The organism is Microcoleus sp. LEGE 07076 (genome assembly GCF_015207455.1).
GTDB lineage: Bacteria > Cyanobacteriota > Cyanobacteriia > Cyanobacteriales > Microcoleaceae > Microcoleus.
Map to the genome: position 1 here is coordinate 1 of NZ_JADEWV010000101.1, position 23,200 is coordinate 23,200.

Annotated in this window: 24 protein-coding genes and 1 pseudogene; 7 read left to right on the forward strand and 18 right to left on the reverse strand. The window is 43.6% G+C overall.

Annotation, left to right across the window (positions count from 1 at the left end; all coding sequences use genetic code 11):
• The 3 genes from cbiD to IQ270_RS17180 form a co-directional block, all read left to right on the forward strand.
• On the forward strand, window positions 1-769 hold a 769-nt coding region (gene cbiD / locus IQ270_RS17170), incomplete at its 5' end, for a cobalt-precorrin-5B (C(1))-methyltransferase CbiD (protein ID WP_193974373.1).
• A gap of 335 nt (window positions 770-1,104) precedes the next feature.
• Window positions 1,105-2,718, forward strand: a complete 1,614-nt coding sequence (gene guaA, locus IQ270_RS17175; protein ID WP_339384200.1) for a glutamine-hydrolyzing GMP synthase — start codon at window positions 1,105-1,107, stop codon at window positions 2,716-2,718.
• Between the two features lie 157 nt (window positions 2,719-2,875).
• Window positions 2,876-3,535 carry a Uma2 family endonuclease gene (locus IQ270_RS17180; RefSeq protein ID WP_193974374.1) on the forward strand — a complete coding sequence of 220 codons (660 nt, stop codon included), beginning with the start codon at window positions 2,876-2,878 and terminating at the stop codon, window positions 3,533-3,535.
• Between the two features lie 25 nt (window positions 3,536-3,560).
• Here IQ270_RS17180 and IQ270_RS32350 read toward each other — a convergent pair whose 3' ends face one another.
• Genes IQ270_RS32350 through IQ270_RS17190 form a run of 3 tightly spaced genes read right to left on the reverse strand, consistent with a single transcriptional unit; the run spans window position 3,561 to window position 4,626 of the window.
• A complete protein-coding gene (locus IQ270_RS32350; RefSeq protein WP_339384201.1) occupies window positions 3,561-3,950 on the reverse strand; it encodes a hypothetical protein in 390 nt (129 codons plus the stop codon).
• Window positions 3,947-4,186 carry a hypothetical protein gene (locus IQ270_RS32355; RefSeq protein ID WP_339384202.1) on the reverse strand — a complete coding sequence of 80 codons (240 nt, stop codon included), beginning with the start codon at window positions 4,184-4,186 and terminating at the stop codon, window positions 3,947-3,949. Before IQ270_RS32355 ends, IQ270_RS32350 begins: the two co-directional genes overlap by 4 nt.
• A 53-nt stretch (window positions 4,187-4,239) precedes the next feature.
• Window positions 4,240-4,626: a helix-turn-helix transcriptional regulator gene (locus IQ270_RS17190; protein ID WP_193974375.1), complete on the reverse strand. Its 387-nt coding sequence runs from the start codon at window positions 4,624-4,626 to the stop codon at window positions 4,240-4,242.
• Between the two features lie 201 nt (window positions 4,627-4,827).
• Here IQ270_RS17190 and IQ270_RS17195 point away from each other — a divergent pair, with 201 nt between their 5' ends.
• Window positions 4,828-5,310 carry a hypothetical protein gene (locus IQ270_RS17195; RefSeq protein ID WP_193974376.1) on the forward strand — a complete coding sequence of 161 codons (483 nt, stop codon included), beginning with the start codon at window positions 4,828-4,830 and terminating at the stop codon, window positions 5,308-5,310.
• 46 nt (window positions 5,311-5,356) lie between these two features.
• Here the strand turns inward: IQ270_RS17195 and IQ270_RS17200 are convergent, their stop codons facing one another.
• The 9 genes from IQ270_RS17200 to IQ270_RS17240 form a co-directional block, all read right to left on the reverse strand.
• Entirely contained in the window at window positions 5,357-5,512 is a 156-nt protein-coding gene (locus IQ270_RS17200) for a hypothetical protein (RefSeq protein ID WP_339384203.1), read from the reverse strand.
• Window positions 5,513-5,742: 230 nt separating this feature from the next.
• Window positions 5,743-7,002, reverse strand: coding sequence for a TIGR02221 family CRISPR-associated protein (gene csx2 / locus IQ270_RS17205; protein WP_193974377.1), 1,260 nt, complete (start codon window positions 7,000-7,002; stop codon window positions 5,743-5,745).
• A 9-nt stretch (window positions 7,003-7,011) separates the two neighbouring features.
• Complete coding sequence (cas6, locus tag IQ270_RS17210) at window positions 7,012-7,779, reverse strand: CRISPR system precrRNA processing endoribonuclease RAMP protein Cas6 (RefSeq protein WP_193974378.1); 768 nt, start codon at window positions 7,777-7,779, stop codon at window positions 7,012-7,014.
• Window positions 7,773-9,065 carry a type III-A CRISPR-associated RAMP protein Csm5 gene (gene csm5 / locus IQ270_RS17215; RefSeq protein ID WP_193974379.1) on the reverse strand — a complete coding sequence of 431 codons (1,293 nt, stop codon included), beginning with the start codon at window positions 9,063-9,065 and terminating at the stop codon, window positions 7,773-7,775. The genes cas6 and csm5 overlap by 7 nt, the downstream gene beginning before the upstream one ends.
• 5 nt (window positions 9,066-9,070) lie before the next feature.
• Window positions 9,071-10,171 (reverse strand): type III-A CRISPR-associated RAMP protein Csm4, encoded by a 1,101-nt coding sequence (gene csm4, locus IQ270_RS17220; protein WP_193974380.1) that lies wholly within the window; start codon window positions 10,169-10,171, stop codon window positions 9,071-9,073.
• Entirely contained in the window at window positions 10,168-11,214 is a 1,047-nt protein-coding gene (csm3, locus tag IQ270_RS17225) for a type III-A CRISPR-associated RAMP protein Csm3 (protein ID WP_193974381.1), read from the reverse strand. Before csm3 ends, csm4 begins: the two co-directional genes overlap by 4 nt.
• 2 nt (window positions 11,215-11,216) lie before the next feature.
• A complete protein-coding gene (csm2, locus tag IQ270_RS17230) occupies window positions 11,217-11,726 on the reverse strand; it encodes a type III-A CRISPR-associated protein Csm2 (protein ID WP_193974382.1) in 510 nt (169 codons plus the stop codon).
• 7 nt (window positions 11,727-11,733) lie between these two features.
• Window positions 11,734-14,022, reverse strand: coding sequence for a type III-A CRISPR-associated protein Cas10/Csm1 (cas10, locus tag IQ270_RS17235; protein ID WP_193974383.1), 2,289 nt, complete (start codon window positions 14,020-14,022; stop codon window positions 11,734-11,736).
• A gap of 32 nt (window positions 14,023-14,054) precedes the next feature.
• On the reverse strand, window positions 14,055-14,360 hold the full coding sequence (locus tag IQ270_RS17240) for a CRISPR-associated protein Csx3 (RefSeq protein WP_193974384.1): 306 nt from the start codon (window positions 14,358-14,360) through the stop codon (window positions 14,055-14,057).
• A gap of 104 nt (window positions 14,361-14,464) precedes the next feature.
• Between IQ270_RS17240 and IQ270_RS17245 the strand changes: the two genes are divergently transcribed.
• A complete protein-coding gene (locus tag IQ270_RS17245; RefSeq protein ID WP_193974385.1) occupies window positions 14,465-15,862 on the forward strand; it encodes a TIGR03985 family CRISPR-associated protein in 1,398 nt (465 codons plus the stop codon).
• A 222-nt stretch (window positions 15,863-16,084) separates the two neighbouring features.
• Here the strand turns inward: IQ270_RS17245 and IQ270_RS17250 are convergent, their stop codons facing one another.
• Window positions 16,085-17,047, reverse strand: coding sequence for a cation diffusion facilitator family transporter (locus tag IQ270_RS17250; RefSeq protein WP_193974386.1), 963 nt, complete (start codon window positions 17,045-17,047; stop codon window positions 16,085-16,087).
• A 241-nt stretch (window positions 17,048-17,288) separates the two neighbouring features.
• On the opposite strand from IQ270_RS17250, the gene IQ270_RS17255 reads away from it, so the two are divergent.
• Window positions 17,289-17,636: a hypothetical protein gene (locus IQ270_RS17255; RefSeq protein ID WP_193974387.1), complete on the forward strand. Its 348-nt coding sequence runs from the start codon at window positions 17,289-17,291 to the stop codon at window positions 17,634-17,636.
• A gap of 307 nt (window positions 17,637-17,943) precedes the next feature.
• Here IQ270_RS17255 and IQ270_RS17260 read toward each other — a convergent pair whose 3' ends face one another.
• The 3 genes from IQ270_RS17260 to mtnA are packed head-to-tail and all read right to left on the reverse strand — an operon-like array spanning window position 17,944 to window position 20,449.
• Window positions 17,944-18,786, reverse strand: a complete 843-nt coding sequence (locus IQ270_RS17260; RefSeq protein WP_193974388.1) for a sulfurtransferase — start codon at window positions 18,784-18,786, stop codon at window positions 17,944-17,946.
• Between the two features lie 3 nt (window positions 18,787-18,789).
• Window positions 18,790-19,383 (reverse strand): type IV pilin-like G/H family protein, encoded by a 594-nt coding sequence (locus IQ270_RS17265; RefSeq protein WP_193974389.1) that lies wholly within the window; start codon window positions 19,381-19,383, stop codon window positions 18,790-18,792.
• Window positions 19,384-19,387: 4 nt separating this feature from the next.
• Window positions 19,388-20,449, reverse strand: coding sequence for an S-methyl-5-thioribose-1-phosphate isomerase (gene mtnA, locus IQ270_RS17270; RefSeq protein ID WP_193974390.1), 1,062 nt, complete (start codon window positions 20,447-20,449; stop codon window positions 19,388-19,390).
• 517 nt (window positions 20,450-20,966) lie between these two features.
• Between mtnA and IQ270_RS17275 the strand changes: the two genes are divergently transcribed.
• Window positions 20,967-21,752 (forward strand): DUF4347 domain-containing protein, encoded by a 786-nt coding sequence (locus IQ270_RS17275; RefSeq protein ID WP_193974391.1) that lies wholly within the window; start codon window positions 20,967-20,969, stop codon window positions 21,750-21,752.
• Between the two features lie 181 nt (window positions 21,753-21,933).
• Here the strand turns inward: IQ270_RS17275 and IQ270_RS17280 are convergent, their stop codons facing one another.
• Window positions 21,934-22,521, reverse strand: a complete 588-nt coding sequence (locus IQ270_RS17280) for a TIGR04376 family protein (RefSeq protein ID WP_193974392.1) — start codon at window positions 22,519-22,521, stop codon at window positions 21,934-21,936.
• A gap of 186 nt (window positions 22,522-22,707) precedes the next feature.
• A pseudogene (locus IQ270_RS31160) lies at window positions 22,708-23,200 on the reverse strand (hypothetical protein); the annotation flags it as partial.

The window sequence follows — 23,200 nt, forward strand, 5'->3', positions numbered from 1 at the left end:
TGATTACGCTATGCGGCTGCTGCGATCGAATCTGGGCAGAGCACTCGCACCGACAGAAAAAATTACTGTCACTCTAATTTTGCCGTCGGGGCGCAAACTGGCAACCCGCACTTCTAACGCAGCTTTCGGTGTCGTAGAAGGACTTTCGCTGCTGGGTACGACGGGTATTTCTCAACCGCTGAGCGCTCCGGGACAGTTGGAAGTTTATCGCGAACAACTGCAACAAAAAGCCGAACAGTTTGATACTTTAGTTTTCTGCATCGGCGAAAATGGCTTGGATTTGGCGCGGCAACTCGGGATCGATCCGCAGCGGCTGGTGAAAACTGCTAACTGGCTGGGCCCGCTGCTCGTAGAGGCTGGAGTTCAGGGCGTGCGATCGATTTTGCTGTTTGGCTATCACGGTAAACTGATGAAATTGGCAGCGGGGATTTTTCATACTCATCACCACCTCGCCGACGGGCGCAGGGAAATTCTCACAGCTTATTGTGCTAAGGCCCGAATGCCCGCTGCTGCGTGTTCCGCGATTTTTGCAGCAGCGACGGCCGAAGAGGCTCTCGGGCAACTGCGGGCTGTGGATGTGGCAACTGGTAGCAATTGGGTCGATCGAATTTACGGCGACATTGCCCGAGAAATAGACTTGCGATCGTCCGATTGCATTTTTACTCACACTAGCCAGCGTATTCCCGTGGGCTCGGTGATGTTTGGGCGCGATCGCAAAATTATTGTTAAAAGTGACATAGGAGATACATTTTTGACGCAAATTTGTTAATGTAGTGTGAATATCCCTTAATTCTTTTTAAAAGATGGCTCAGGGATAATATTTAAAAAGTAATAATTCTCTGTCCCTAGACCTTAATTATACTAGGTTGCTTCGGGACGCAAATTGTGACGCAATAGTTCAATTAATTAGGGTAAGAATCGAAGTAAATCTCTGCTTGCCCTCGACTGGATTAATCGACTAACATCGCTGACAGCAATCTAGTATAAATAAGATTTATTCCTAGTGACTAATGCTTGCTCGCCTCGCTCGGTCTAGGACTCAAGCGGCGGCAAATACCTCGGCTACTTTCTGCCAAATTAGCAATTAGCAACTACCCAATAACCGTGACTACTCAAATAGAAACTGCATCAAACCTCACAAACTCTTCTCTGGGACTCCTCGATCGCCAGACGATTGTGATTCTCGACTTCGGTTCGCAATATTCCGAACTGATTGCTCGCCGTATTCGCGAAACTCAAGTATATTCAGAAGTTATTTCTTACCGCACTACCGCAGAACAGTTAAAGGCGATCGATCCTAAAGGAATTATTCTTTCAGGAGGCCCGAGTTCTGTATACGATGAAAGAGCTCCCCAATGCGACCCGGAAATTTGGAATTTGGGAATACCGGTGTTGGGTGTCTGCTACGGGATGCAGTTGATGGTGAAGCAACTCGGCGGGACAGTTGAACGAGCTAAGTTGGCCGAATACGGCAAGGCATCGCTATTTATTGACGACCCTACGGATTTGCTGACAAATGTCGAAGAAGGCAGCACGATGTGGATGAGCCACGGAGACTCCTGTAGCGAGTTGCCGTCTGGTTTTGAGATCCTCGCTCACACGGAAAATACTTTGTCTGCTGCTGTTGCTCACCACGAGAAAAATTTGTACGGCGTTCAGTTTCACCCAGAAGTGGTTCACTCGATCGGCGGACAAGCTTTGATTCGCAATTTTGTTTACCATATTTGCGAGTGCGAACCGACTTGGACGACGGCTACTTTTGTTGAGGAAACTATTCGCGAAATTCGTGCCAGAGTGGGAGACCAACGAGTTTTGTTGGCTCTATCCGGCGGGGTTGATTCTTCGACTTTGGCTTTCTTGCTGCACAAGGCGATCGGCGACCAACTTACTTGTATGTTTATCGACCAAGGGTTTATGCGGAAGCAGGAACCGGAACGGTTGGTGAAATTATTTCAAGAGCAATTCCATATTCCGGTGCAGTACGTTCAAGCTCGCAGTCGCTTTTTGGCTAAGCTTGAAGGTGTTACCGATCCTGAAGTAAAACGCAAGCGGATTGGTCACGAATTTATTAGTGTATTTGAAGAAGAATCGAAGCGCCTCGGCCCTTTTGATTACCTCGCCCAAGGTACTCTTTACCCGGATGTGATTGAGTCGGCTGACACGAATGTAGACCCGAAAAGCGGCGAACGAGTTGCTGTTAAAATTAAAAGCCACCACAATGTGGGCGGGTTGCCTAAAGATTTGTGCTTTAAGCTGATCGAACCGCTGCGAAAGTTGTTCAAGGATGAGGTGCGAAAAGTCGGCCGCTCGATCGGGCTTCCAGAAGAAATTGTGAACCGACAACCTTTCCCCGGCCCGGGATTGGCGATTCGGATTACCGGAGAAGTTACCGCAGAGAGACTAAATATTTTGCGGGATGCTGACTTGATTGTGCGCCAAGAAATTAACCGGCACGGACTTTACAACCAACTGTGGCAAGCTTTTGCAGTTTTGTTGCCGATTCGCAGTGTAGGGGTGATGGGCGATCAGCGCACTTATGCTTACCCGATTGTGCTACGGTTTATTACCAGTGAAGATGGGATGACGGCTGACTGGGCGCGGGTTCCTTACGATTTGCTGGAACTGATCTCGAACCGGATTGTGAATGAAGTTAAGGGGGTAAACCGGGTGGTTTACGATATTACTTCTAAGCCGCCGGGAACGATCGAGTGGGAGTAATACTATTTTCGATTTTCGATTTTTGATTTTCGATTTGGATAGATGCTGTGTGTAAGTCCTGTGTTAATTACAGGACTTACACAGAAAATTTATCTGTCAACTGCGTCGCCCCGAACAAAGTTGAAGGGTCAACTGTCAACTGTCAACTGTGTTGCATATGGTGACTACTCCTCTATTATTAAATGCACCCCGAGCGATCGGCGAAAAACGGGTAATTTTCCACAACTTGAATTGGCAAGCCTATCAGCAAATTGTCCGTGCAATTGGCGAGAGTCGCTCTGCCCATTTTACCTACGATCGCGGCACTTTAGAAATTACGATGCCTTTAGAAGAACATGAATTTTACCGAGAATTGATCGGACGTTTTATTTATTTTTTAGTCGCAGAACTCGGTTTAAAAATTAAAACGATGGGTTCGACAACGCTGGATCGGGAAGATTTGGATCGGGGTGCAGAACCGGATAATGCTTACTACATCCAGAACCAACCGCTAGTGGCAGGAAAAACGGTAAATTTGCAGCAAGATCCGCCACCAGATTTAGTAGTAGAAATCGATATTACGCACACAGATATCAAGAAACTGGAACTTTATGCCAGTATGGGAGTCGCTGAATTTTGGCGTTTTAACGGGCGGGTTTGGCGCATCTATCAACTTCAAGGCGAAGAATATCAAGAAGTTGAAATTAGCCCGACTTTTTTGCAAGTTCCCAAAATAAAACTCTATGAATTTCTGGCCCAAGCGCAGGAAGATGAGGTTGGCGCGGAACAAACTTTACGGCAATGGATACGTCAAGAAAATGAACTAGATAGAACTTAGAAGGAAGAGATACTTCAAACTCTGTTTAAGTGCGATCGCTCGTTTCAGCATTCAGCAGAAATTCGCACTGTTGAAACACGTAATTGATAACGGCAAAAAGTTTGTCTAATTCTTGAATCGTATAAAACGTTTGATTGCGAGTAAAAACATTCCCTTTAAGTTTACCAAATTGCCAAACATCTCCATTAGATACAATTCCAAATATTTCTTGCTCTGAATTTTCATTTAGTCGCTGTGCCGCAATCATTTCAGCCAAACACTGCGCCCATCCATTTTCAAAGTTATCTTGTTTGGCTTGAACTAATAGAAAGTAAGGTTGTTCAAAAACAACTTTTCCTAATGAAGAACGTTTAGCTAAAATATATTCAGGAAATCCAGAAAGATATCGATCGCAGGTGAGAGATTGATGGCTCACAAAACAAATCCGCTGTAATAGCGCTTCCAAACTTCTTTGAGCACTGGATAAATCAAATTTTCGCAAACTGCAAATTCAGAATTGTCAACCACTCCTTCTCGCATAGTAAATTCCAAATCTTCTCGAAAATAATCGGAGACATGAAACTCTGTTTCTACTATGAGATTTGATTGGGTGTAGGTAATTTGAAATTGTTTGAGGACTGAACTGACGGTTTTGTAAGCGCTGGAGGGCATAATAACCTCCTAAATTGAGGTGGCGTATTTTATGGAGATGATTTTAGTGTTTTTTACGAAAGTGGAATGGGAGCAAAAAGAGCTGGTTCGCGATCGTTTCGCGGAACGAGAGCAATTTGGACATCATAGCCTAACTCATTTGCATATTGCGCCAGAGTTTTCAATTCTATGCGATCGCGTGTTCCCTCAATTTGAGATATCCGCCCAGGACTTTTTTGCACTTCACGCGCCATTTCTCTAACAGTCAATCCGCGATCGCTGCGAATTTTATGAAGAAGTTCTCCCAAACTATCTAAAATGAGAAAATATTCCAATTTTTGTTGTAATTCCTCTGCCGTAGTCGGATTGAGAGTTTCAGGAGTATTGGCATCTACCATTGCCTCTGGTTCGGCTAGAATTGTCGTCAATAAATCGCTGACTTTGCCATCAATTTTTGTCATTTTTTTCCCTCGCTTAAATTATACTAACACTTGTAGTTTATTCCGGGCTGCTTGGGATTCATCTGACCTAACGGCGATCGCGTTTGGTGGGATGGGGTAGTGGAAGAAGTGGCTGTATTAAATTGTGAAACAATCTAGACGTTTTTGACGAGTTGCAGTTAAACTTGTTGGGATAAACGACAAACAACTGAGGTAAAACTCATGGTAAAAATTAAAGCGATCGCCTGGGCAACAGTTTGCACTTTACCGCTTTGTTTATCTCTATCGTTTGCAGCAAGGGCAGACAAACCAAACCAGCCGTGTCAAGCTAATTTAGATACCAGCAAGGGAATTGACGACGAGGTGAACAACTGTCCGATAACCGTAGGGCAGTTTTCGATTCGGGGAACCTTTTCTAACTCAAAGTGGCAAGCTTCTTTTTGGGCGTGGGAACCGGCTTATTACATCCTTTACGTTAAAAACGAGCAAGATGGTAGTAAGATTAACCTCACAGGTTTTGATGTTAAGGGTACGACAAGCAGACCGCAGTACCGCTTCACCGATCGCGATCGGGGTATTACCTATATTGTAACTTTCCAATATTCAGACCGGAACGCGATCCGATTGGAAATTTATAAAAATAATGTGGCGATTGTGAATGAATTGCTAGTACGGGAGTCAGACAAACTAATCGGCGGGCCGTGATAAAAATTCAAGCGATGTCTTCTTTTGAGGTTGTGGCTTCGGCGAATTAGTCAACCTCTAACTCTTGTTCAAAGCTAACACCTTCATACAGCAGGTCGATATGAGGAAGAGAGCCTCCTGTCATAGCCAGAATTTCTCCGTCAATGTATTCATGGCGAAGTTCTTGCTTGGCTTGCCATTCTAGGTATTCTTCAGCCGTCATTTTTTGATAGTCTTCACGATTAGCGATCGTAATTTGCTCCTTGATGCAATCTATGCTTATTTTAACTGACTATATATATTAATTATAATCAGATATTGGAAAAATCAGTTAATTTCTTGTAAGAGTAGCCGTTTTTTGCAAGTGCATCAGAAGTGCGATCGGCCTTGGTGGGATGGATGGGGGAGTGGGAAGGGCGATCTGCTTACAATGTTTAAACACACAAAGAACAATCAATGATCATTATTTTCTATCAAATTCCATTCTCCGGCTATCGCATTGAGTTTTTCAATAATTTCATCGGTTTCATCAAGAATCTTTTCTGCACTTTTAGGATTTTTCCTAAAACCTGCGTGTAGTACATCGTTACGCAGGTTAGCTAAATTAGACTGACCACCCCAAAGATTGGTCAATTGCGTTCTGGTTTGCTTGGAAATCTCTAACCATTGGTCTAAGTAAGTCGATTTTCTATCAGGAACGCCATTAGATCCTTTACGAGTACCACCTGCTAACAGCAATTCCATTTCATCTCTATTACGTTTATCAAGAGGATCGAGTTCAAAGTGATAGCATAGCAATGAAGGCAACCATTCTCGTGCCAAAGATAAAGCTTGCACCGTTTGACCTTTTTTGTCATACCACTCGATCATCTTCAGTTGTCGAACCAAAGAAAATTTAGAATTAGCGGTGTAATCTTCTGGGCTTACTAAGCCAAACTTACCGTAATCTTTCTCTACGCGCTCTAGTAATGATTCAAAGGGGGGAACAGATTGAGAAACAATAGGTGTTGCTTCTTTAATTCGATCGGGCAACAAAGCCGATTCTCTCATTACATCCATTGGTCGCAACAATTGTAAACCTTGAGCAATCCCTTTGATACTTGCTGCTAAATTTTCTGTAGTGGAATTACTACTATGCAGTAAACTAGCTAAAGCTTCTCCATTGCCCGTTTTAATAAATTGGTCAGTTGCAGTTGTCCATTCCAATAAACTGACAATAGGTAAGAGATCGAAAGTGGGAGTTTCATTAGTTTCCTTATTTTTAGCTTCAAATGCACCGTAGAGAAGTCCCTCAATTTTTACTTGACGAACTACCCGCAGATAGCTAACGGCAATTAGCGCAACAACAGGCACTGAGCGAAAACTATGAGTAATGTCAAATATTACGCTATCTCCATCCTGCAAACAGTTTGTCACCTGTTGAAATATCGACCAGACATCTTCTGGACTGTTGCGTTCGGGAATATTTTTGATTGGTCGCAGGCTTACCTTGCCATTCAATCGTTTGTGTAGCGCTTCCCAGTTAGATTCGCTTGCTCCTCTTGGAATAGATGTTTCCACTGTTTTAGTCAGCAATACATAGAGAGTTTCTGGGTGATAAAACTCAACTAAGGCTTCCTGAAAAAAAGGTGTAGTAACTTTCTCAGAACCTATCGGACTGATATAGGTAGTTTCTTCATAGTTGCTCAAACCGAGGAAGGAAATGATTTTCATATTTACTCCTTAAATATCTAGTTTAACCTTTGTTTGACCCATTCCTAAACGGGTTTTAATTCCCGTACCTGAATACTGACTGTATTGAATCAGCAAATTAGCAACATTAGCCAGCAACAAATCAGTGCGGTAAGGAATTTGCAGCGTTACATTGCCAACAAACCCGTTTACATATCCTCTCGGCAACTGGTGCGATCGCGTTTGAATTTTGTGGTGTTTTAATAAAACAGCCTGACTCAAATAAGCGATTAATTCCTCACTCCCCAAATAAACTGGAGCAAAGTGATTCCACCTTTCTAACCAACTGCGAAACATCAGATTTACGACGGGTAAAGCTAAGTGAGTAGAACCTTGTGCGAAAGCAGTCGGAGTTGTAAATTTAAGGTTAAAGCGGCGGAGGGGTTCGGGTTCATTGGCTACCAGTTCCGTGTAAAGTTGTTCGTAGCTGGTGATTTCATGTTCTCGATTAATTATATCAAATTTAGCACCGAGAAATTCGAGAGATGGTGAGAGATTTAGGGATGCGATCGCTTTTGCAGCATTTTCCTGCAAGCCGCACAAAGACAAGGTATAAAATTCATCTGGTGTAAACGTCTGAAAATCTTTGGAAACCTGGTAAAAACCCTGAATCCCTGAAAAACCTACAGAAGATAGAGTCTCACTCCCTACTTCTAATCCTAATCGCCGATGCAACTCTTTCACCAATTCTAAATGGTAAGCGCGCGGCAAAACAGCAGCATCGGATAAACTTAATGTCCAGGTAGAACGAATTAGCATGGCTTAAACTTTACCCATCCAGGAACATATTTGATATTGCCATCAGCAGCTACAACAGTCCGCCGCGATTTCGGTGCTTCAAAACCCGGTGCTTTGATTCCACAAGTATCGCGGATTTCTGCTGTAAGGCGATCGTCCAAACATAGAGCAATTGTTGTTCCCAACATTCCGCTTGCCCAACCAACTCTTAAACTATAAGGGCACTCTGTCGGTTTGTATAGTTCCTGAATATAGCTAAAATTTAAGTCTTTACCTTGAGAGCGATTATTTTTGATATCGTCCCAATAATCGTGTTCAGCATCCCATTGTTCTTGAGCAAACTCTTGACAAATTATAAGCAGTTCATCCAGATTTTTAAACGGTATTTTCATCCTTTCATTATGAGTGAACCATTTCAGCATTTCTGTATCCAGACTGAGGGTGAATTCAGTCTGCACGTTGCGAACCATCTCTGTATAAATCGAAGCGCGATATTTGGCTTTATAATCTGGGAAGCGACTGGAGACAATGACCTCAGCAACTATAGGTAAGTTTAAAAATACATTTTTTCCTTGCTTAGTGACTCTTTTTGATTCTAGCAAAGGCTGAGAATCCGTGACTTTAATGGCTCGCATGAAGTCCGTGTTAGGCCCGATTTTACTCTTAACCGATCGCCCTTGATACGATAGTTCAAAATCAGTGAATAAACTATCCATGAATAGTTCATCATCTAATAATTTCTGTTTATATTTATTTTGATTTGCGAATTCACCTCTACCAAGTTTTTCTCGTAATTGGATTTCTATGACACTAAGGCTGGCAGATTTTGGTAGTTGATATTTATTTTCATGTTTGAGAAGATGGTAGGCGATCGCAGTTCTGATTGCCCCTTTAATTGACGAACCGGGAATATACAATTGTCCCATGCCGTTGCGAATCATCGGACGCAAATCTGTCACCGGATTTTCAGTCCATTTATGACTGACGGCTATTTCAGGAAAAATGCGATCGCCATCTTCACCTGTAGCATTCCACCATTGCTCGCCCAAGACATCTTCAAGCAATTTAGTAATACTTTTCTGCTCTTCAATAGCACGAATATAATCGTCCAATCGACCCCGCTGATGTAGCACTTTTGCTAAAGATTCTCGATCGGGGAGATAAACTCTTTTAGATGTCTGGACATATTCAAAAGGATTTAACCGGGATACTTCTGAACCGATATGTAAAATAGGACTGGTTAGCTGAATCCGCCTTGATTCGGAAGCTTCAGGTTTTTTGATAGCAAGGTGAGAAGTAGCAGTCATGATATTTATTCACTCTTGACTTTAATAGGAAGACTCAAACTAATGCCGCTGCGGTAGATGGGATGCTTTTTAGGTTTCTTAGTTTTCTTGTCAATTAATTGATGAGGTGTAACATCAGCAATTTTTCCTAATGGCGGCGACGAAAAAACCGAACCTTCGGCAAACATTCTCAGCATTTGGCGACGCAACTGTTGCCCAGAGATCCAACCTCCTCGCTCTATAATTTCATAGCAAGCATCTTTGTTTTCGGTAATTAATTGCTTGAGTATTGATGGATCTTCCTCCCACAATAAACTAATTAGAGTGTATTGACTTGCCTTAAAATCCACTATTCTTTGCCACATTTCAGGTAACGGCAACCATTCAACCTCAAAGTGTCCCGCACCGCTGCTGCGTTCGCCCCCTATTCCTTCTTCACCAAGCAGTTGTAAAGCAGCCTGGAGTTGCTTTTCTAACGTTTCATCTTTCTGAGAAAAGTTGAGCAGGAAGTACAAACCCGATCGGCTTTTGATATCGTTACCGTTTTGCTCCCATTGGAATTGGACAAAACCTGTATGATAAAAGTTGGTTGCTCTGGTAACGCGGTCTACTGCTATTTTCGGTTCTTGACCGATCTTAAAGGCTTCCTTATAGTCAAAAGTTCCTTCTTTTTGTAAAAAGCCATGAGATTTTTTCTTGTTAGTCTCATCAATTAATTCTTGTCTGTCCTCACGGGTAAATCCCTCTCCCTGATACCACTTATTCCACACTTCCAAAGGCAGATAATTGATTTTTTTGTAAGCTTTAAAAAATTCTAAGTCTCCCTTACCAGCAGGGTAGTTAGAAGGAAACTTTAAGGGACGAGGCAGATAGTAAATATCACGATTGTCGTGATGGCGATAGACAAACGTCGAACTCATCGTCACGGGCGGTGAAGTGTTGAGAAACCGTTTCAACAATTTCTCAAATTGCTCCTTCTCCAACAATCGAGCGCAAGCACTAATCCAAGCACTAAATAAAGTGTCAGAACGCACGCGATCGCTCGTCTGCTCCATCCCAATACCCAATTCCCCAAAGTGAGCGGGAGAGTTACCAAAATTGAGTTTAACTAATCTCCAGTTATTCATGCTGCACTCCCATTTCCTGGCGGCAATCGTTGCTGAATTTCATCACGGAAGCGGCCGAAGTTTTCGAGAAGCGCTTCTGTATTGGCCACGGGTTGAATTGGTGGCAAACCTGATTCTCCGCTGGCTATCTGACGGTATTGATTTAAACTCCGAAAAGAGAACTGAAAATCCGCAAATTTGACTTTGCCATAGCCACGAGAACCGTGTCCGCCGAGAGCGTCATCTTCTAATAAAGCAAGTGCGATCGCCAGATTCTGCAAATCCTCAATAGCTTGAGAAGCATCTTCAACCGTGTAGATCAGTTCAAACTGAAATTTTGACCCAGCAGGAACCCGTTCTACTTGCCTGGGATTTGCGGCCGCTGTAATGCGATCGATACCGTTTTCAAACTTCCACTCTGTCATGTAGAGTCCAGTATTTACCCTCTCCAGTTTTTCCGCAGATTCCCTTTGTAAATGACAGTCCCGAACAATCAAACGTGCTGTGGCGTTCCGTCCTTTAACTTTAGTGTATAGTTCTCCAATTTCTCCTTCTCTTTCTTCTACAAATCTCCCCAATCTACTGCCATCATTAGCTTTAGCAATTCTTCGCTTAGAATTGTCTTTCACTAATTCTAATTGCTCTGCCTCAACGGCATCAGTTTTCACCCAACAATCTACCCCTGTAGAACCAAAAACGCGACAGACTTTGCAAATTTGAGCACCATCGTAAAAAATTAGCAGAGGTGGTTTTTCTCTTCCTTGTTTAACTTCTGTAAATCCATCTACTAAATCATCGCTTTCATAGCGGTAAGTACCGCTTCCACCAGGTCTGTTCACTGGCTTATTTTCCAATCGTTCTAGAATGGAACGCAGTTTGCCTTTAATTGACGAACCAGGTAAATAAGGATGTTGAGTTAAAGGATCGCGAATGACAGGTTTATCAAGTCCTCCGATGTCGAGACTTTCTCCCCCTCCACCAATGTGTAATCCGGTTTCTACATTAAGCGTACTGGTAATGCGAACTTTACCGAGTAAAGGTTTTTGTGTAAGAGATACAGGCATAGCTATTTTCCACCTTCTGCTTTGTGATAGGCAATAATTGATTCAATCAGTTGAACTAGACGCTCAAAATCTTCGGTGCTGCGTACTTTGTCGATCGCCGCTGACATCACATCACTCATGGGTTTTGCAGCTTTTTGTCTCGCCGCGGCGTAGGCTAGTTTCGGTTTAAGGAGAACTACTTCTATTTCTATTTTAGAAAAGTCATTCGTTTGAGCCAAAGTGACTTTCATCTGGTTCACAGCGTCGAGAAACTTGCGAACCTGATTAGTTTCTAATCGTTGCTGCTTCAAATAAGGGCCAAAATCCTCAGCGTGTTTAACCAAGTCGCGAATCGGATAAGTTTTTAAACTTTCTAATCCAGTAATTGTTTTGACTATCTTTTTCGTAATTTCTAAATTCTGCTCAGTTGACTGAACCGTCTTATCTGTCGAGGTGTATAGTTGTTGTTTTTCTTGTCTATTTGGAGGATTATAGACATTTGGAGAATTGGTTTTTTTAGGTGGTTCAGGCATTTTTATATTAGCGGTTGAGTAGTTCAAGCCAAGTTGCGATCGCCCGAAAATAAGGCGCATTATGGGGATTTTTCAGAGAAGTTCGCACCGGGGAAAAATTATCATTGTTTCGGACTTGACTGGGAAGTCGCGCCAGAGTATAAACTATTTTAGGCAAATGTAAGTAGTAACGAATTTCCCTTTGTTGCTCTTCGGATCGATCCTGAATTTTTTTCAGCATATTTTCTTGAAGTTCAGCAGTCAACAACAGGTTGCGAATAAAACTATGCGAGTGGTTGATGTCGAGATTTTTAAGTTGCTCGACGATGGGAAATATCCCCCACAACTCCGGTTTAACTTCTGGACTTAAGTAGTTTCTAATCTCCTCGTCTATAACAGTCATGTTTTCTTGAATTCCAAACCATTCATCCCATTTAAACTTACCTCCAAACAAACCTAAACTATCGCGGCCATTACCTTTAGCAGCTTCTTCCGCTTCGCCCGATGTTTTAGCCGCTTGATAGAGAGGAAATTTAGCACCATCGATGCTAATTCCCCCAGATAAAGTAATATCTGGATTTTTCCCCGTATAAGCTCGGAAACACTGGTAAACGTCAAAGGCAAATTCAACTATCTCATTCCATGCACCGCTGACAAATAGATCGTCGCCACCCGCGTAGATGAACAGGAGATTTGGGCGATCGTCCTCTGTCAAGCATTTTGCATTGTCTAAAATTTTAACACTGTTTCGAGCTGCGAGTAAATTCTCCTTGCGGTTTTCTGCCAAACTGTTGAGATAGACTTTAAAAAAGTAACTCATTTGGCGAGAAAGTCCAGCCAATCTCGGTAACGTTTGATTTTTACCCAAACCTTCAGCAAAAATTCTCCCCAGCCTATCTACATCCATCCGCAAATAGCCAACTCTAGCAATACCCTCGGCCTTCTGAGCCATCTCATTCGCTCGTAAAAATCCAGCCTTTTTTTGGTATTTTTCTTTTTCTTCGCTCCGCTGGGCATAGTTTCCTAACAAAAGCGGCACAGCATTATTTTTATGATATTTTTTTAAACTCCAATCGTTAACCAGCAAGACTGTTTCATCATTTTTAGCTACTTCTAAAGCTCCCTCGCATTCAGGAAAAAAGTAGTAATAATAATTGGGCAAATAAATTCTGCCTACTCCGCCTTTAATGTTCGATCGCTTTGAGCGCACTATTGCCTTAACATCAAACAATTCATCCCCCAGCTCAAACATGGTGCGACACATCCAACAAGCACGAGATGAATCAGGCTCACGGCGATTTAAACTTTTGAGACTCTGTAAATCATCACGGTGGCAAACTCGGCAAGGTTCATGACTCGGTTTGGGTTGGATAAAGTCATGAATGTCACCTTCAAACTTGCGGAGTTTCTGCTTGGCGAGGTTCTTAGTTACTTCCGTCCATATTTCGGCAAATTCGTAATTTTTGAGAGCAGTAGTTGGCACAGGTAAATAATCGATAGCTAAAAATAGTTTACCTTGAAACGTGTTTTTTAGCCACTTATTAAAGCGCTTTCGAATAGTATCTAAAGCAGCTTTGACCTTGCTTGTATCATTTGATGCCAGCACATATAAATTACCGCCACCCGCATAAATGATATTAGTACGGGGTAAATTTAACTCTTCCAGAAGTTGCTGAACAATTTCTTCAGTGACTAATTCCAGATAAAAACTTCGAGCGCGGAGAGATTTCAGCGCACCGTCAGAAGCAATGGTGTAGATAAATTTTTGAATTCCCGATAAATCGCCAGCAATTAAACTGATATCTTGCGCTTCGGGGTCATCTACTAAAGCAGATGCTACGGCCGCAGTCGATCGCACCATATCTATCAAAGCAATATCCGGCTCGCCAAAACTCAGACAAGAACCGTACTTCTCTAAAATCAGAGTTAGCAGCGATAAGTTTTGCCAGTCTTCTTCTCGAATGTTTTTTAACTCTGGTTTGACAATTGTTTTATATGCTTCTAAATTGGGATGTGCTGTCAGCGGATAAGGAATAGACGGGTAAGAATCATCGCTAGAGTCTATCGCCACCGCTGGACAATAGTGAGTTTCAAAATCTCTGTCTTTGCTGCTATCGGGAAATTTGACGGAATCAAATAGCAAATTCAAGTAACTTATTTGGGTATCATCGTGCCATGATAATAATTCTTTTGCTTTAGTCACGGCTGGATGTTCTGTTGAAAGTTGACATCCATCCGGCAATGTGCAATCAGCCCAACCTGCTAAAGCGCAGATGGCTTGCTGGATAACTTGAAGAGCAACTTCTTGTGATGTCATATCTAAAACTTCCTCTATTACCTAGCGAACTATCAATCAACTAAGTCACCCAGATTATACTCTGGATTGTGAGTAATTGCAATTACATATTTTCCCAATTTCGGATCGAAAACTCCAACAGCACCGTAAAGATGAGAAATTTTATGAGCCAAAACACAGGCTACAGGCACTGATGCCGGCCCGTTAAGTTTAATTAACCGCCCTCCCGACAATTCCCCAGCATTGCTCATTTCCTCCAAACGAGCCGCCGCATCTCGAACGATTTGGTCGTTTTGAGCAGCTTCTCCAAATCCAATCTTTAACACTTCGCCCTGAAGCTCAATCTTATAAGTAGTCATCAGCTCTTCTCACTTCATCTCCGAAATTATCGCATACTATCGGAAGCACCCCCTTCCGATCGCCCTTACGCTAGAAAAACACAACACCAATCCCTCAACCCACCATGAACCCAACCTTCTGCCCCAACCCCAAAATTTTACAACAGTTAGCCAACGGTTCCCTTGACCAAATGCAAAATCTCACCCGCGCCATCAGGTTATGGGTTTTGTTAAGTTGGCTGTACAGCGACGAAGGATATAATGCCCTGGCAAATTCTTTTACTTATGCTGATTGGCGCCAAGCTTTCTTTGGCGAGAATTACAAAGATGAAAAGCAGGAAGATATTCTTAACTATGCAGACCCGAATTTTGCTGGCAACAAAACAACGAAACAATGGTTGATTAAATGGGACGTATCTGTAAACCAGTGGCGGCAATCTTTACAAAAACAGATCGCAATTGCTGATCGCGATTTAGACGAACTCTTGGCAGAAAAGTTATTTGCTCAAGTTCGCAAATCTCTGCAAAATGATTTTGATTTGCTGGTGAGTCGGAATTGGTTGCAACGAGTCTCTGATGCTGGCAGAAGTAAGAATTATCGCCGACTACAAACAACTCCGTCAATATTAGCTCGTTTGGACAACTCCAATACAGAGAGCAATTTGAGTTATAAAGCCCAGATTTATTTGGATATGTTTAGTTTTCTCGATCCGAGTTTGCCTTTGTTGGCGGAACAAGTTTCAGCAGCAGGAGATGAAGATAATCACCGTGTCTTTTTGTACGTTGATTATCTCGTGCCCGAATCTAGCAGCCTAGAAGATGCTGTCGATCAATTTCAGAGCGAATTGCAGGAAATTTGGGAGTCGGAAAATATCGCTCCTTTGCTGCTAACTTATCGCAGCGCTCATCAAAATCTGATTAAGGAGTGCGTTGTTTATCCTGTTTGCATTTACTTTATGGATCGAGCTAAATATTTGTGCGGCTACGGCAGCACTCCCAAAGGTGAGATTAATTGGTACAAATATCGGCTCGATCGCATAATTTCAAAACGTCTAGAATCCTTGGATTGGCAAGATACCCGCGTCCCCCAATTGCTCAAGGAAAAATATCAGGAAAATAACCTGCCAACTCCCAAAACAGTTAACGATATGTTAAAAGCAGCTTGGGGCTGCGATTTTTATAAAGAAACGGCGCTGATGGTATTGCGGTTCGATCGCACTTTCGCTCAATCCTACCTGCAAGGAATCAGCATTCACCATACCTGTAGCGCCATAGACTGCGATCGCGCCGCCAGATTAATCGCACAATACACTCCCAACCCAGAACACCGAGAAGCTATCTTAAAAACTCTCCAGTCTCGCCCAGCCGACGATGCTTACTATCAAGTCACTTACCGAGTGACAGACTACCACCCGCTGAGATGGTTGCGAGCTTTGGGTTCACAAGTTGAAATTTTGCTACCTTGGGACTTGCGGCAGAAAATAGCCGTAGAAATCCAAAAAACTGCCAACTTGTACCAATAGTCTGTTACCGACAATTATCAAATCTATTGTGGAAAACTTGCCGATTTCTGTGGAAAACTACCCTTTTGCTGTGGAAAAGTGCAACTAAATTAAGATCGGACGGCGGTTGAAACCAGGTTTACAAAAACAAAACCCGCCTCCGCGGGTTGCAGAAAAAATGTAATTTTCACCGCGCATTCTTCAACCCCTCTCAGCTCGGATTTTGTCTGTATAGACGCGGTTTCAACGGCCGGGTCTTATTCTTTCCTCATCCGTTGCTTCTTCCTTGTCTTGAGCCTCGTAGCTAATTCGATCGCTCTGGTAATCCGGCGGCTCGACGTGAATTAAGATGCGTACAGGGCTGAAACGTTCTTCCAAACGAGCTTCTACTTCTTCTGTAATCCGGTGAGCAGTTTCTACATCAGCCGCATTCACAATCATGTGCATATCAATAAACACTTGACGCCCGATCGCACCGCGGGAGGCGATCGAGTGACAGTTGATAACTCCGGGTACATCCATGGCGATCGCCTGAATAACTTCCGGGGCGATCGCCATTTCATCCACCAACCAAGGCAAATTTTCCTTTAAAACCTCCCAACCGCTGCGAAATACCAAAAGAGCCACAGGAAAAGACAAAAACACATCCAGGGATTGCAATTGAGGTATGTTTAAAACCTGCCCTTGCCAAACACCAATCAACCCAGCAATTACCATAATTGTCACCCAAACATCACTCATCGTATGTTGAGCGTCTGCCACTAAAATCGCGCTACCGAGACGTTTTCCAACTCTGCGCTCGTAAAAAGTGACAAAAATATTAATCCCCAGTACCAGCAGCAAAATCCACAAGTCATTTGGGGATATTGTGACAACTTTACCGCCATTAAGCAGCCTTTGAACAGCACTGCTGAGAATTTCAAAACAGGCAATTCCCAGAAAAGCAGCAATTCCGAGAGCTCCGAGAGCGTCAAATTTTTGGTGTCCGTAGGGATGATCGCGATCGGGCTGCGGATTGGCATAATGATTAGTTACCAATCCTAAAATATTATTAGCGCTGTCCGTGACGCTGTGCAAGGCATCTGCCAGCAAACTCAAAGAACCTGTCAGCAATCCCACGGCTGCTTTAATTGCCATCACCAGCAAATTTAGCAATAAGGTAACGATTAAAACTTTGCGGACTTCGGAACGGTTATCGGCAAGCATAAAATCTCCTCGATCGGCCATCAAGTTTTCTGGCTTCTAGTTTAAAGCCGATCGAGTCATCACAAGTTAAAAGTATTGCAGAATCTAGGTTGCTGCTAGATTTATCTTCATTAATTTAGCCGAGCTTCTTGAGACAAATTTCAATTAATAGCATTCTCGCAGTCCAATTTAGCTGGCAGGTACTTCTTTTGGGTTACTATATCTTTTATCATTAACAATTGTATGTTAAATTTCATTGCCCATGTCTCTTTCTCCGCTGACACTGAATTTAATTGAAGGTTCTGTCTCCTTTAGCTTTTCCCCGCAAGCCGCGCGGGATTTGCAAAGCGAAATTGCAGCTTTGATGGACAGCTTAAAAGCCGTAGCAGCCAAAACCGCTGGCGCTAAAGCTTCTCCCCAAAAACCGATGGAATATCGGTATGCGGGGGATGTATTTTTGGAGGTTTTCTGTAACCCGAATATCTGGCCCACGCCTTTTGCTGCGAAAGTGCTGATTACGGTTAGGGACGATCGGGTGCGCGTCACCACCGAAGCCGAACTCAGCCGCCTGCGCGACGATCTCGCTCAGTACATCGAACAAGTCGGTTGAGATGCTTCAAGCTGAAGCCCGCCCGTTTGTCAAGGTTAAATTCCCATTATAATCATTGGGTTTTGGCTTCAGTAGGGTGCGTCAGCTAGGTTGATTTTATCGATAATTAAGAGACTCTCTTCTGACGCACCCTACGGTTTAAGTAGGGTGCGTCAGCTAGGTTGATTTTATCGATAATTGAGAGACTCTCTTCTGACGCACCCTACGATTAATTGGCTTCAGTAGGGTGCGTCAGCTAGGTTTTTTTGAGCGATAATTGAGAGACTCTCTTCTGACGCACCCTACGACTAATTTCTAATTGCTAGTTTTATTTTTTTGTCAAAGGATAGCTATCAGCAGGCGAAGCCGACCATTCCCACATTGAACCTGCATAATTCTTAGCATTAAATCCGAAACTTGTCAAGACACAAGTCAACCATGCAGACCTAATTCCCCCACTACAATAACTCACAATTTCAGTTGACAGCGAAACTCCTTTCTGCTGCAAAATAGCCACAACTTCCCCCCGACTCAGCAGTTGTCCGCGCCGATCCATTAACTGTTTGTAGTAGAGGTGAACCGCACCGGGAATGTGGCCGCCCCGCCTTTCTCCGTAAGGCGTTTTACCTGCATATTCTCGCGGTTCTCTAGCATCAATAAATGCTAAATTAGCATTGCCTAAAATAGCTTTTAAATCATCCCGATTGATTTCCCAATTCGAGCGGCGAGATACAATAAAATCTCCTGGCGGCGGTGGATGATTTGTGCGCTTTGTGCGATCGATTCCAGCTTTGACGAAAGCTCGATATCCTCCATCTACAAAAACGGCTTTTTCGTGTCCCAAAGTCCGCAGCATCCAAACAACTCGCCCGTCTTCGCCCCACCCTTTCACAGAATCGGCGATCGCAATTACAGGTTGGTCTTGACAAATTCCCAGTGCTTGAAGTTTTTGGGTTAAAATTGGATCGTCTTCGATAATTTTGCCTTGGTGGGGAAAGTCGGAACAGGCAAATTCCTGCCAAGTTACGGGAATAGCTGGTCGCAGACGGCAAAACCACTTTAACACAGGTTGACGAGCATCGAGCAGCGTAGCTTTCCCTAACAGCAATTCCTTAGCTAAATCGGCGCTTACTATCCAATTATCCGACAAATTACCCGCTAAATTAGACATAATTTATTGAGCAACTTTTCCTGTACCAGCAGCACACTGTAAAACCCCATTGGCATTCGTTGGAATCGCTGGTTTAATCTTGCCAGGAGCCACATTTAAACACAAAATTGTTTGGGTTTTATTTCCTACTAAAAAAACTCCCCCCACAAAACTTTTGAGATTAGCTCGCTCCGACACAGCATAATTAAATACAACTTTGTTCTCCGTATTAATTGAATATTTGTAGTTACCTGTGTCAGGTTTAATGCGGCCGAGACCTAGATTAGAAACAGAACTTGTGAAACCTGTGTTCTGGGCGTGGTACGCTTGCTGAGCTTTATTCATTGCTCCCACATATTGTTTAGCTGCTGATTCCTGAGCTTTTAAGGTTGGTGACAACTGAGCCCGAGCGACTGTAGCGAAAAAAAATGGCAGAGTTATAGTTGCTATAACAACTTTTTTCTTTCCGTTGAGACAGCTATCAATACCGCTTCTACCATTGTTTAAAATTTGAGTTTTGGTAGGGACACGGCACTGCCCTGTTTCTGAAAAAGTTACGCTTTTTAACAGCGGTATTATTTTTTGAGATAACTGGTGTAATGAGCGATAGAGTAACATACAATTAAACCAATTGTTTTGCTTGAAACTGTTTCAATTTTCCAGGAGCAACCGTGCCGTATTCGGTGATAATTCCTGAAATTAATTCGGCAGGAGTTACGTCAAAAGCGGGATTGTAAAATTCGACTCCCACAGGACAAATTCGCGTATTTCCTACTTGATACATTTCCACAGCATCGCGTTCTTCAATCGGAATCTTGCTGCCGTCGGAAAGTTCAAAATCAATTGTAGATAGAGGCGCGGCGACATAGAAAGGGACGTTGTGAGCTTTGGCGATAATTGCTAAACTGTAAGTACCAATTTTATTGGCTGCGTCGCCGTTGGCAGCGATTCTGTCTGCACCGACAACTACTGCGTGAATCATGCCGAGTTTCATGCAGTGCGCGGCCATATTGTCGGCAATTAATGTGACGGGAATTCCTTCTTGCACGCATTCCCAAGTTGTGAGTTTTGCACCTTGGAGGCGGGGGCGAGTTTCGTCAGCAAAAACTCTGCCGAGTCTGCCTTCTCGCCAAGCAGAACGAATTACACCTAATGCTGTTCCGTAGCCGGCTGTTGCTAATGCACCGGCATTGCAGTGAGTTAGCAAGTTCAATTTTTCGGGTGTTGCTGGCAGAACTTCTAAGCCTTTGTCGCCGATATCTTTGCAAGTTTGCAAGTCTTCTGCTTGAATGGTTTTAGCCATTTCTAACAAAGTTTTTTGGATTTGTTCGACGGAACCGCTAGTTTTCTCGGCTGTTTTGAGCATTCGCGATATTGCCCAAAACAAATTAACGGCTGTGGGACGGGTCGATCGCAATAATTCACCAACTTGTTCTAGTTTAGCGAGAAATTCGGCGCGATCGCCCGTTTCGATTTCTCGCGCCCCCAAATACATCCCGTAGGCTGCCGCTACGCCGATCGCCGGAGCACCGCGAACTATCATAGTTTTAATCGCCTCAGCCATATCTTGAGAGCGACTAATTTCGACTACACCGTATTCTTGCGGCAGTCGGTTTTGGTCAATTAGCACAACTCTGTCTTCTTTCCAAGTGACGGGGGAAACCGGGGAGTTTTGAGCGGTCATCGATTTCAGTTATGTGAGGGACAAGTTTATTATGATGCCATGAAGGCGACTATTTCTCTATCTTATGAGCGACAATCTGAATTTGCCAAAATCCCAGGCCTGCGGTTTGATATTTGAGCTGGAAGAATTGCTGGATACTTACTACTCTCTGGGTTTGGAACTTGCGTATAGCTGGATTCAATATCGCAAAATTGTACTTAGTCAAAAACATAACATTAAATTTTGTAAATTATATTGAGATTTTTAGAAAGATTTCCGGAATGGGGAACAAGCTACCTGTACCTGGGGTCTAATTTTTTAAGTTGAAAATAAAAAAGTGCGATCGACCAAGTTTCGATATCCAACAAATTTTAAAAAAAATCACAAAAACAAATAATTGTCAAGCTTGGGCTGTGCAACTTTTATTGAGTAGAAGGCTGGTTTTGTGGTAGCGGTATTTGTGGCCCGAAGTTGGGAGGACGATCGCACGAAAGCAACAATTTGAAAACCTACTTAGGTGCATGAGGGAAAGAAAATTATGAAAAACCAAATAGTATTTGTAGATGCAGCAGTTGAAGATTGGCAGAGTCTGGCTGCGGGTGTAAAACCGGGGATAGAGGTTATTTTAGTCGATCGGGCTGGCGACGGCATCGCACAAATTTCTCAAGCATTGCACGGCCGCAACAACATCGAGAGCGTTCACATTATTTCTCACGGAGAATCGGGAAGTTTGCAGCTAGGGCAAACTAACCTGAATTTAGACAATTTAGAAACGTATCGCGATTGTTTGCAGCGGTGGTTTTCGGCATCTGTGAATTCAATTCAACATCGATTTGAAATTCTGCTATACGGCTGTAACGTAGCAGCGGGTGAAAAAGGAGCAGCTTTTGTACAACAACTGAGCAAGTTAACAAAAGCGAAGATTGCTGCTTCGGCCGATGCTACCGGGAACGCGCAAAAAGGTGGAAACTGGTTGCTTGAGTACGCTACGGGAGCAATTAAGACGGGATTGGCGATCGAGCCAGAGGTAATGGCAAATTACGCGCACACCTTGGCGATATTCACTGTTAGTAATACTCTGATTGGAGGTACTGGGAGCGATCGATTTATGTTGGGTATTGACCTCGGCAGCGAGACTATTTTAGACTTTCAGGATGGCACTGATTCGATCGGCTTAATGGGCGGTCTGAATTTCTCGCAACTGAGCATTGTGGCGGAGAATAGTTCTACTCTGATCCGAGTTACCGGTTCGGGTCAACTTTTGGCGACTCTCAGCAATGTGCCGACAAGCCTGATTACTGCTACAGATTTTGCTCTCTTGTAGTGGGATGCGAACCGATTAATTAGCATCACATATTGTAGGGGCAATCGATGAATTGTCCCTACAATATGTGATGATTCGATTAACAAATAACCAACAGTCAACAGTCAACAGCCTACAGCCAACTGCCAACAGCCAACACTCAACACTCAACAGTCATGTATTAGTGCAACCGGAATTGATATTACTTCCCTATATTGCGCTTCATGCGATCGAGTTCTTCCTGAGCTTCCCAGTGTTGAAACTTGTCTTCGAGAGGGTCGGCAGCATTAAAACTGTTATAATTATATGTTTGATTCCAACCCTTGGTATCCCAATTCTGCTCTGTTTTAGTAGTAGTTTGAGCGGCCGCAGCCACAGTCGCTTCCGCTGCTTTTGCTCGGACTTCTTTTCGCCGCGACTGAATTTGGCGGTACAATTCTTTAGCTTTTTCAATTCGTTCTTTGCAGCCCTGCATTTGTCCCCAGCGCTGATTTCCCTGACGCAGCAAAGTTGCTTGCCGCTCTTGGGCTGCTTGAGCTAAATCGAGCCTTTTAGCTGCTTTTGCTTTGTTTGCTCGATCGTTCCAGCGCTGAATTTCTTGGGCGGCGGACAGAATTTCTGCTTGCAGTGTTTTCTCTTGTTTCTGGATTTCGAGAATCAGTCGCAGGGTGTCTTCTTCTTGTTCCTTCAATTGTTCTTCTATTGCCTGCAATTCCAGATGGGGGTTGCTGCGTAAAAATTCTTCTAATCTGGTTTCTAGAAAGCGGCTAAAATCGTCAAATAAGCCCATTTGTTATTAGTCCTATGTTATTGGTTATTGGTTATTAGTTATTGGTTATTTGTTGTTAGTTGTTAGTTTTTTGCCGTTGAGATTTCCCAGTGATTAATTTATTAGCTACTAACAACTGACAAATCACAACTAACAACTAACAACTAACAACTGACAACTGACAACTGATAACTCACAACTGACTAATTAAAACTTTTGGCCGACAAAAACCGATCGCACATCTCCGCCCTTGCGGATCACAGCTTCTTGATTTTTGATTTCTGCCAGAGTCCAACCGCTAGCGCCGATGCTTTCGCCCACATAAATTCTGCGGGCTACCCCGTCTACTTCAAACAAAGCGGCCGATCGATCGCCCAACTCCAAAATCCCCACCAGCGTGTGCGCGGAAGTCGGCGCGCTGCTGGGGGCAGGTGCCTGGGCTGGTGCCGGTGCCGGCGCAGATTGGCCAGCAGCCGGTGCCGGTTCGGTTTCGCGAGCCAAAATCTTGGGCTGGGGAGACTCCGACTGGGAAGGGGAAGCGGCGGCGGGAGTTCGATTGCCGGCGGTGGCGATCGCCCTACCAGAGGCTGGAGCAGTTGGCGAGGGCGAACCTGCGGCGGTTTGAGTAGCCACCGTCACCTGAGCGGGGGGAGCCGGAGCCACCGTCACCTGAGCGGGGGGAGCCGGTGCCACCGTCACC

Excerpts from the sequence above, each read along its gene's own strand:
- IQ270_RS17180 (WP_193974374.1), top strand. The coding sequence starts at position 2,876 with ATGGTGACTACTCCTCTATTATTAAATGCACCCCGAGCGATCGGCGAA.
- IQ270_RS32355 (WP_339384202.1), bottom strand. The coding sequence starts at position 4,186 with ATGCCCTCCAGCGCTTACAAAACCGTCAGTTCAGTCCTCAAACAATTT.
- IQ270_RS17190 (WP_193974375.1), bottom strand. The coding sequence starts at position 4,626 with ATGACAAAAATTGATGGCAAAGTCAGCGATTTATTGACGACAATTCTA.
- IQ270_RS17195 (WP_193974376.1), top strand. The coding sequence starts at position 4,828 with ATGGTAAAAATTAAAGCGATCGCCTGGGCAACAGTTTGCACTTTACCG.
- IQ270_RS17200 (WP_339384203.1), bottom strand. The coding sequence starts at position 5,512 with ATGACGGCTGAAGAATACCTAGAATGGCAAGCCAAGCAAGAACTTCGC.
- csx2 (WP_193974377.1), bottom strand. The coding sequence starts at position 7,002 with ATGAAAATCATTTCCTTCCTCGGTTTGAGCAACTATGAAGAAACTACC.
- cas6 (WP_193974378.1), bottom strand. The coding sequence starts at position 7,779 with ATGCTAATTCGTTCTACCTGGACATTAAGTTTATCCGATGCTGCTGTT.
- csm5 (WP_193974379.1), bottom strand. The coding sequence starts at position 9,065 with ATGACTGCTACTTCTCACCTTGCTATCAAAAAACCTGAAGCTTCCGAA.
- csm4 (WP_193974380.1), bottom strand. The coding sequence starts at position 10,171 with ATGAATAACTGGAGATTAGTTAAACTCAATTTTGGTAACTCTCCCGCT.
- csm3 (WP_193974381.1), bottom strand. The coding sequence starts at position 11,214 with ATGCCTGTATCTCTTACACAAAAACCTTTACTCGGTAAAGTTCGCATT.
- csm2 (WP_193974382.1), bottom strand. The coding sequence starts at position 11,726 with ATGCCTGAACCACCTAAAAAAACCAATTCTCCAAATGTCTATAATCCT.
- cas10 (WP_193974383.1), bottom strand. The coding sequence starts at position 14,022 with ATGACATCACAAGAAGTTGCTCTTCAAGTTATCCAGCAAGCCATCTGC.
- IQ270_RS17240 (WP_193974384.1), bottom strand. The coding sequence starts at position 14,360 with ATGACTACTTATAAGATTGAGCTTCAGGGCGAAGTGTTAAAGATTGGA.
- IQ270_RS17245 (WP_193974385.1), top strand. The coding sequence starts at position 14,465 with ATGAACCCAACCTTCTGCCCCAACCCCAAAATTTTACAACAGTTAGCC.
- IQ270_RS17250 (WP_193974386.1), bottom strand. The coding sequence starts at position 17,047 with ATGCTTGCCGATAACCGTTCCGAAGTCCGCAAAGTTTTAATCGTTACC.
- IQ270_RS17255 (WP_193974387.1), top strand. The coding sequence starts at position 17,289 with ATGTCTCTTTCTCCGCTGACACTGAATTTAATTGAAGGTTCTGTCTCC.
- IQ270_RS17260 (WP_193974388.1), bottom strand. The coding sequence starts at position 18,786 with ATGTCTAATTTAGCGGGTAATTTGTCGGATAATTGGATAGTAAGCGCC.
- IQ270_RS17265 (WP_193974389.1), bottom strand. The coding sequence starts at position 19,383 with ATGTTACTCTATCGCTCATTACACCAGTTATCTCAAAAAATAATACCG.
- mtnA (WP_193974390.1), bottom strand. The coding sequence starts at position 20,449 with ATGACCGCTCAAAACTCCCCGGTTTCCCCCGTCACTTGGAAAGAAGAC.
- IQ270_RS17275 (WP_193974391.1), top strand. The coding sequence starts at position 20,967 with ATGAAAAACCAAATAGTATTTGTAGATGCAGCAGTTGAAGATTGGCAG.
- IQ270_RS17280 (WP_193974392.1), bottom strand. The coding sequence starts at position 22,521 with ATGGGCTTATTTGACGATTTTAGCCGCTTTCTAGAAACCAGATTAGAA.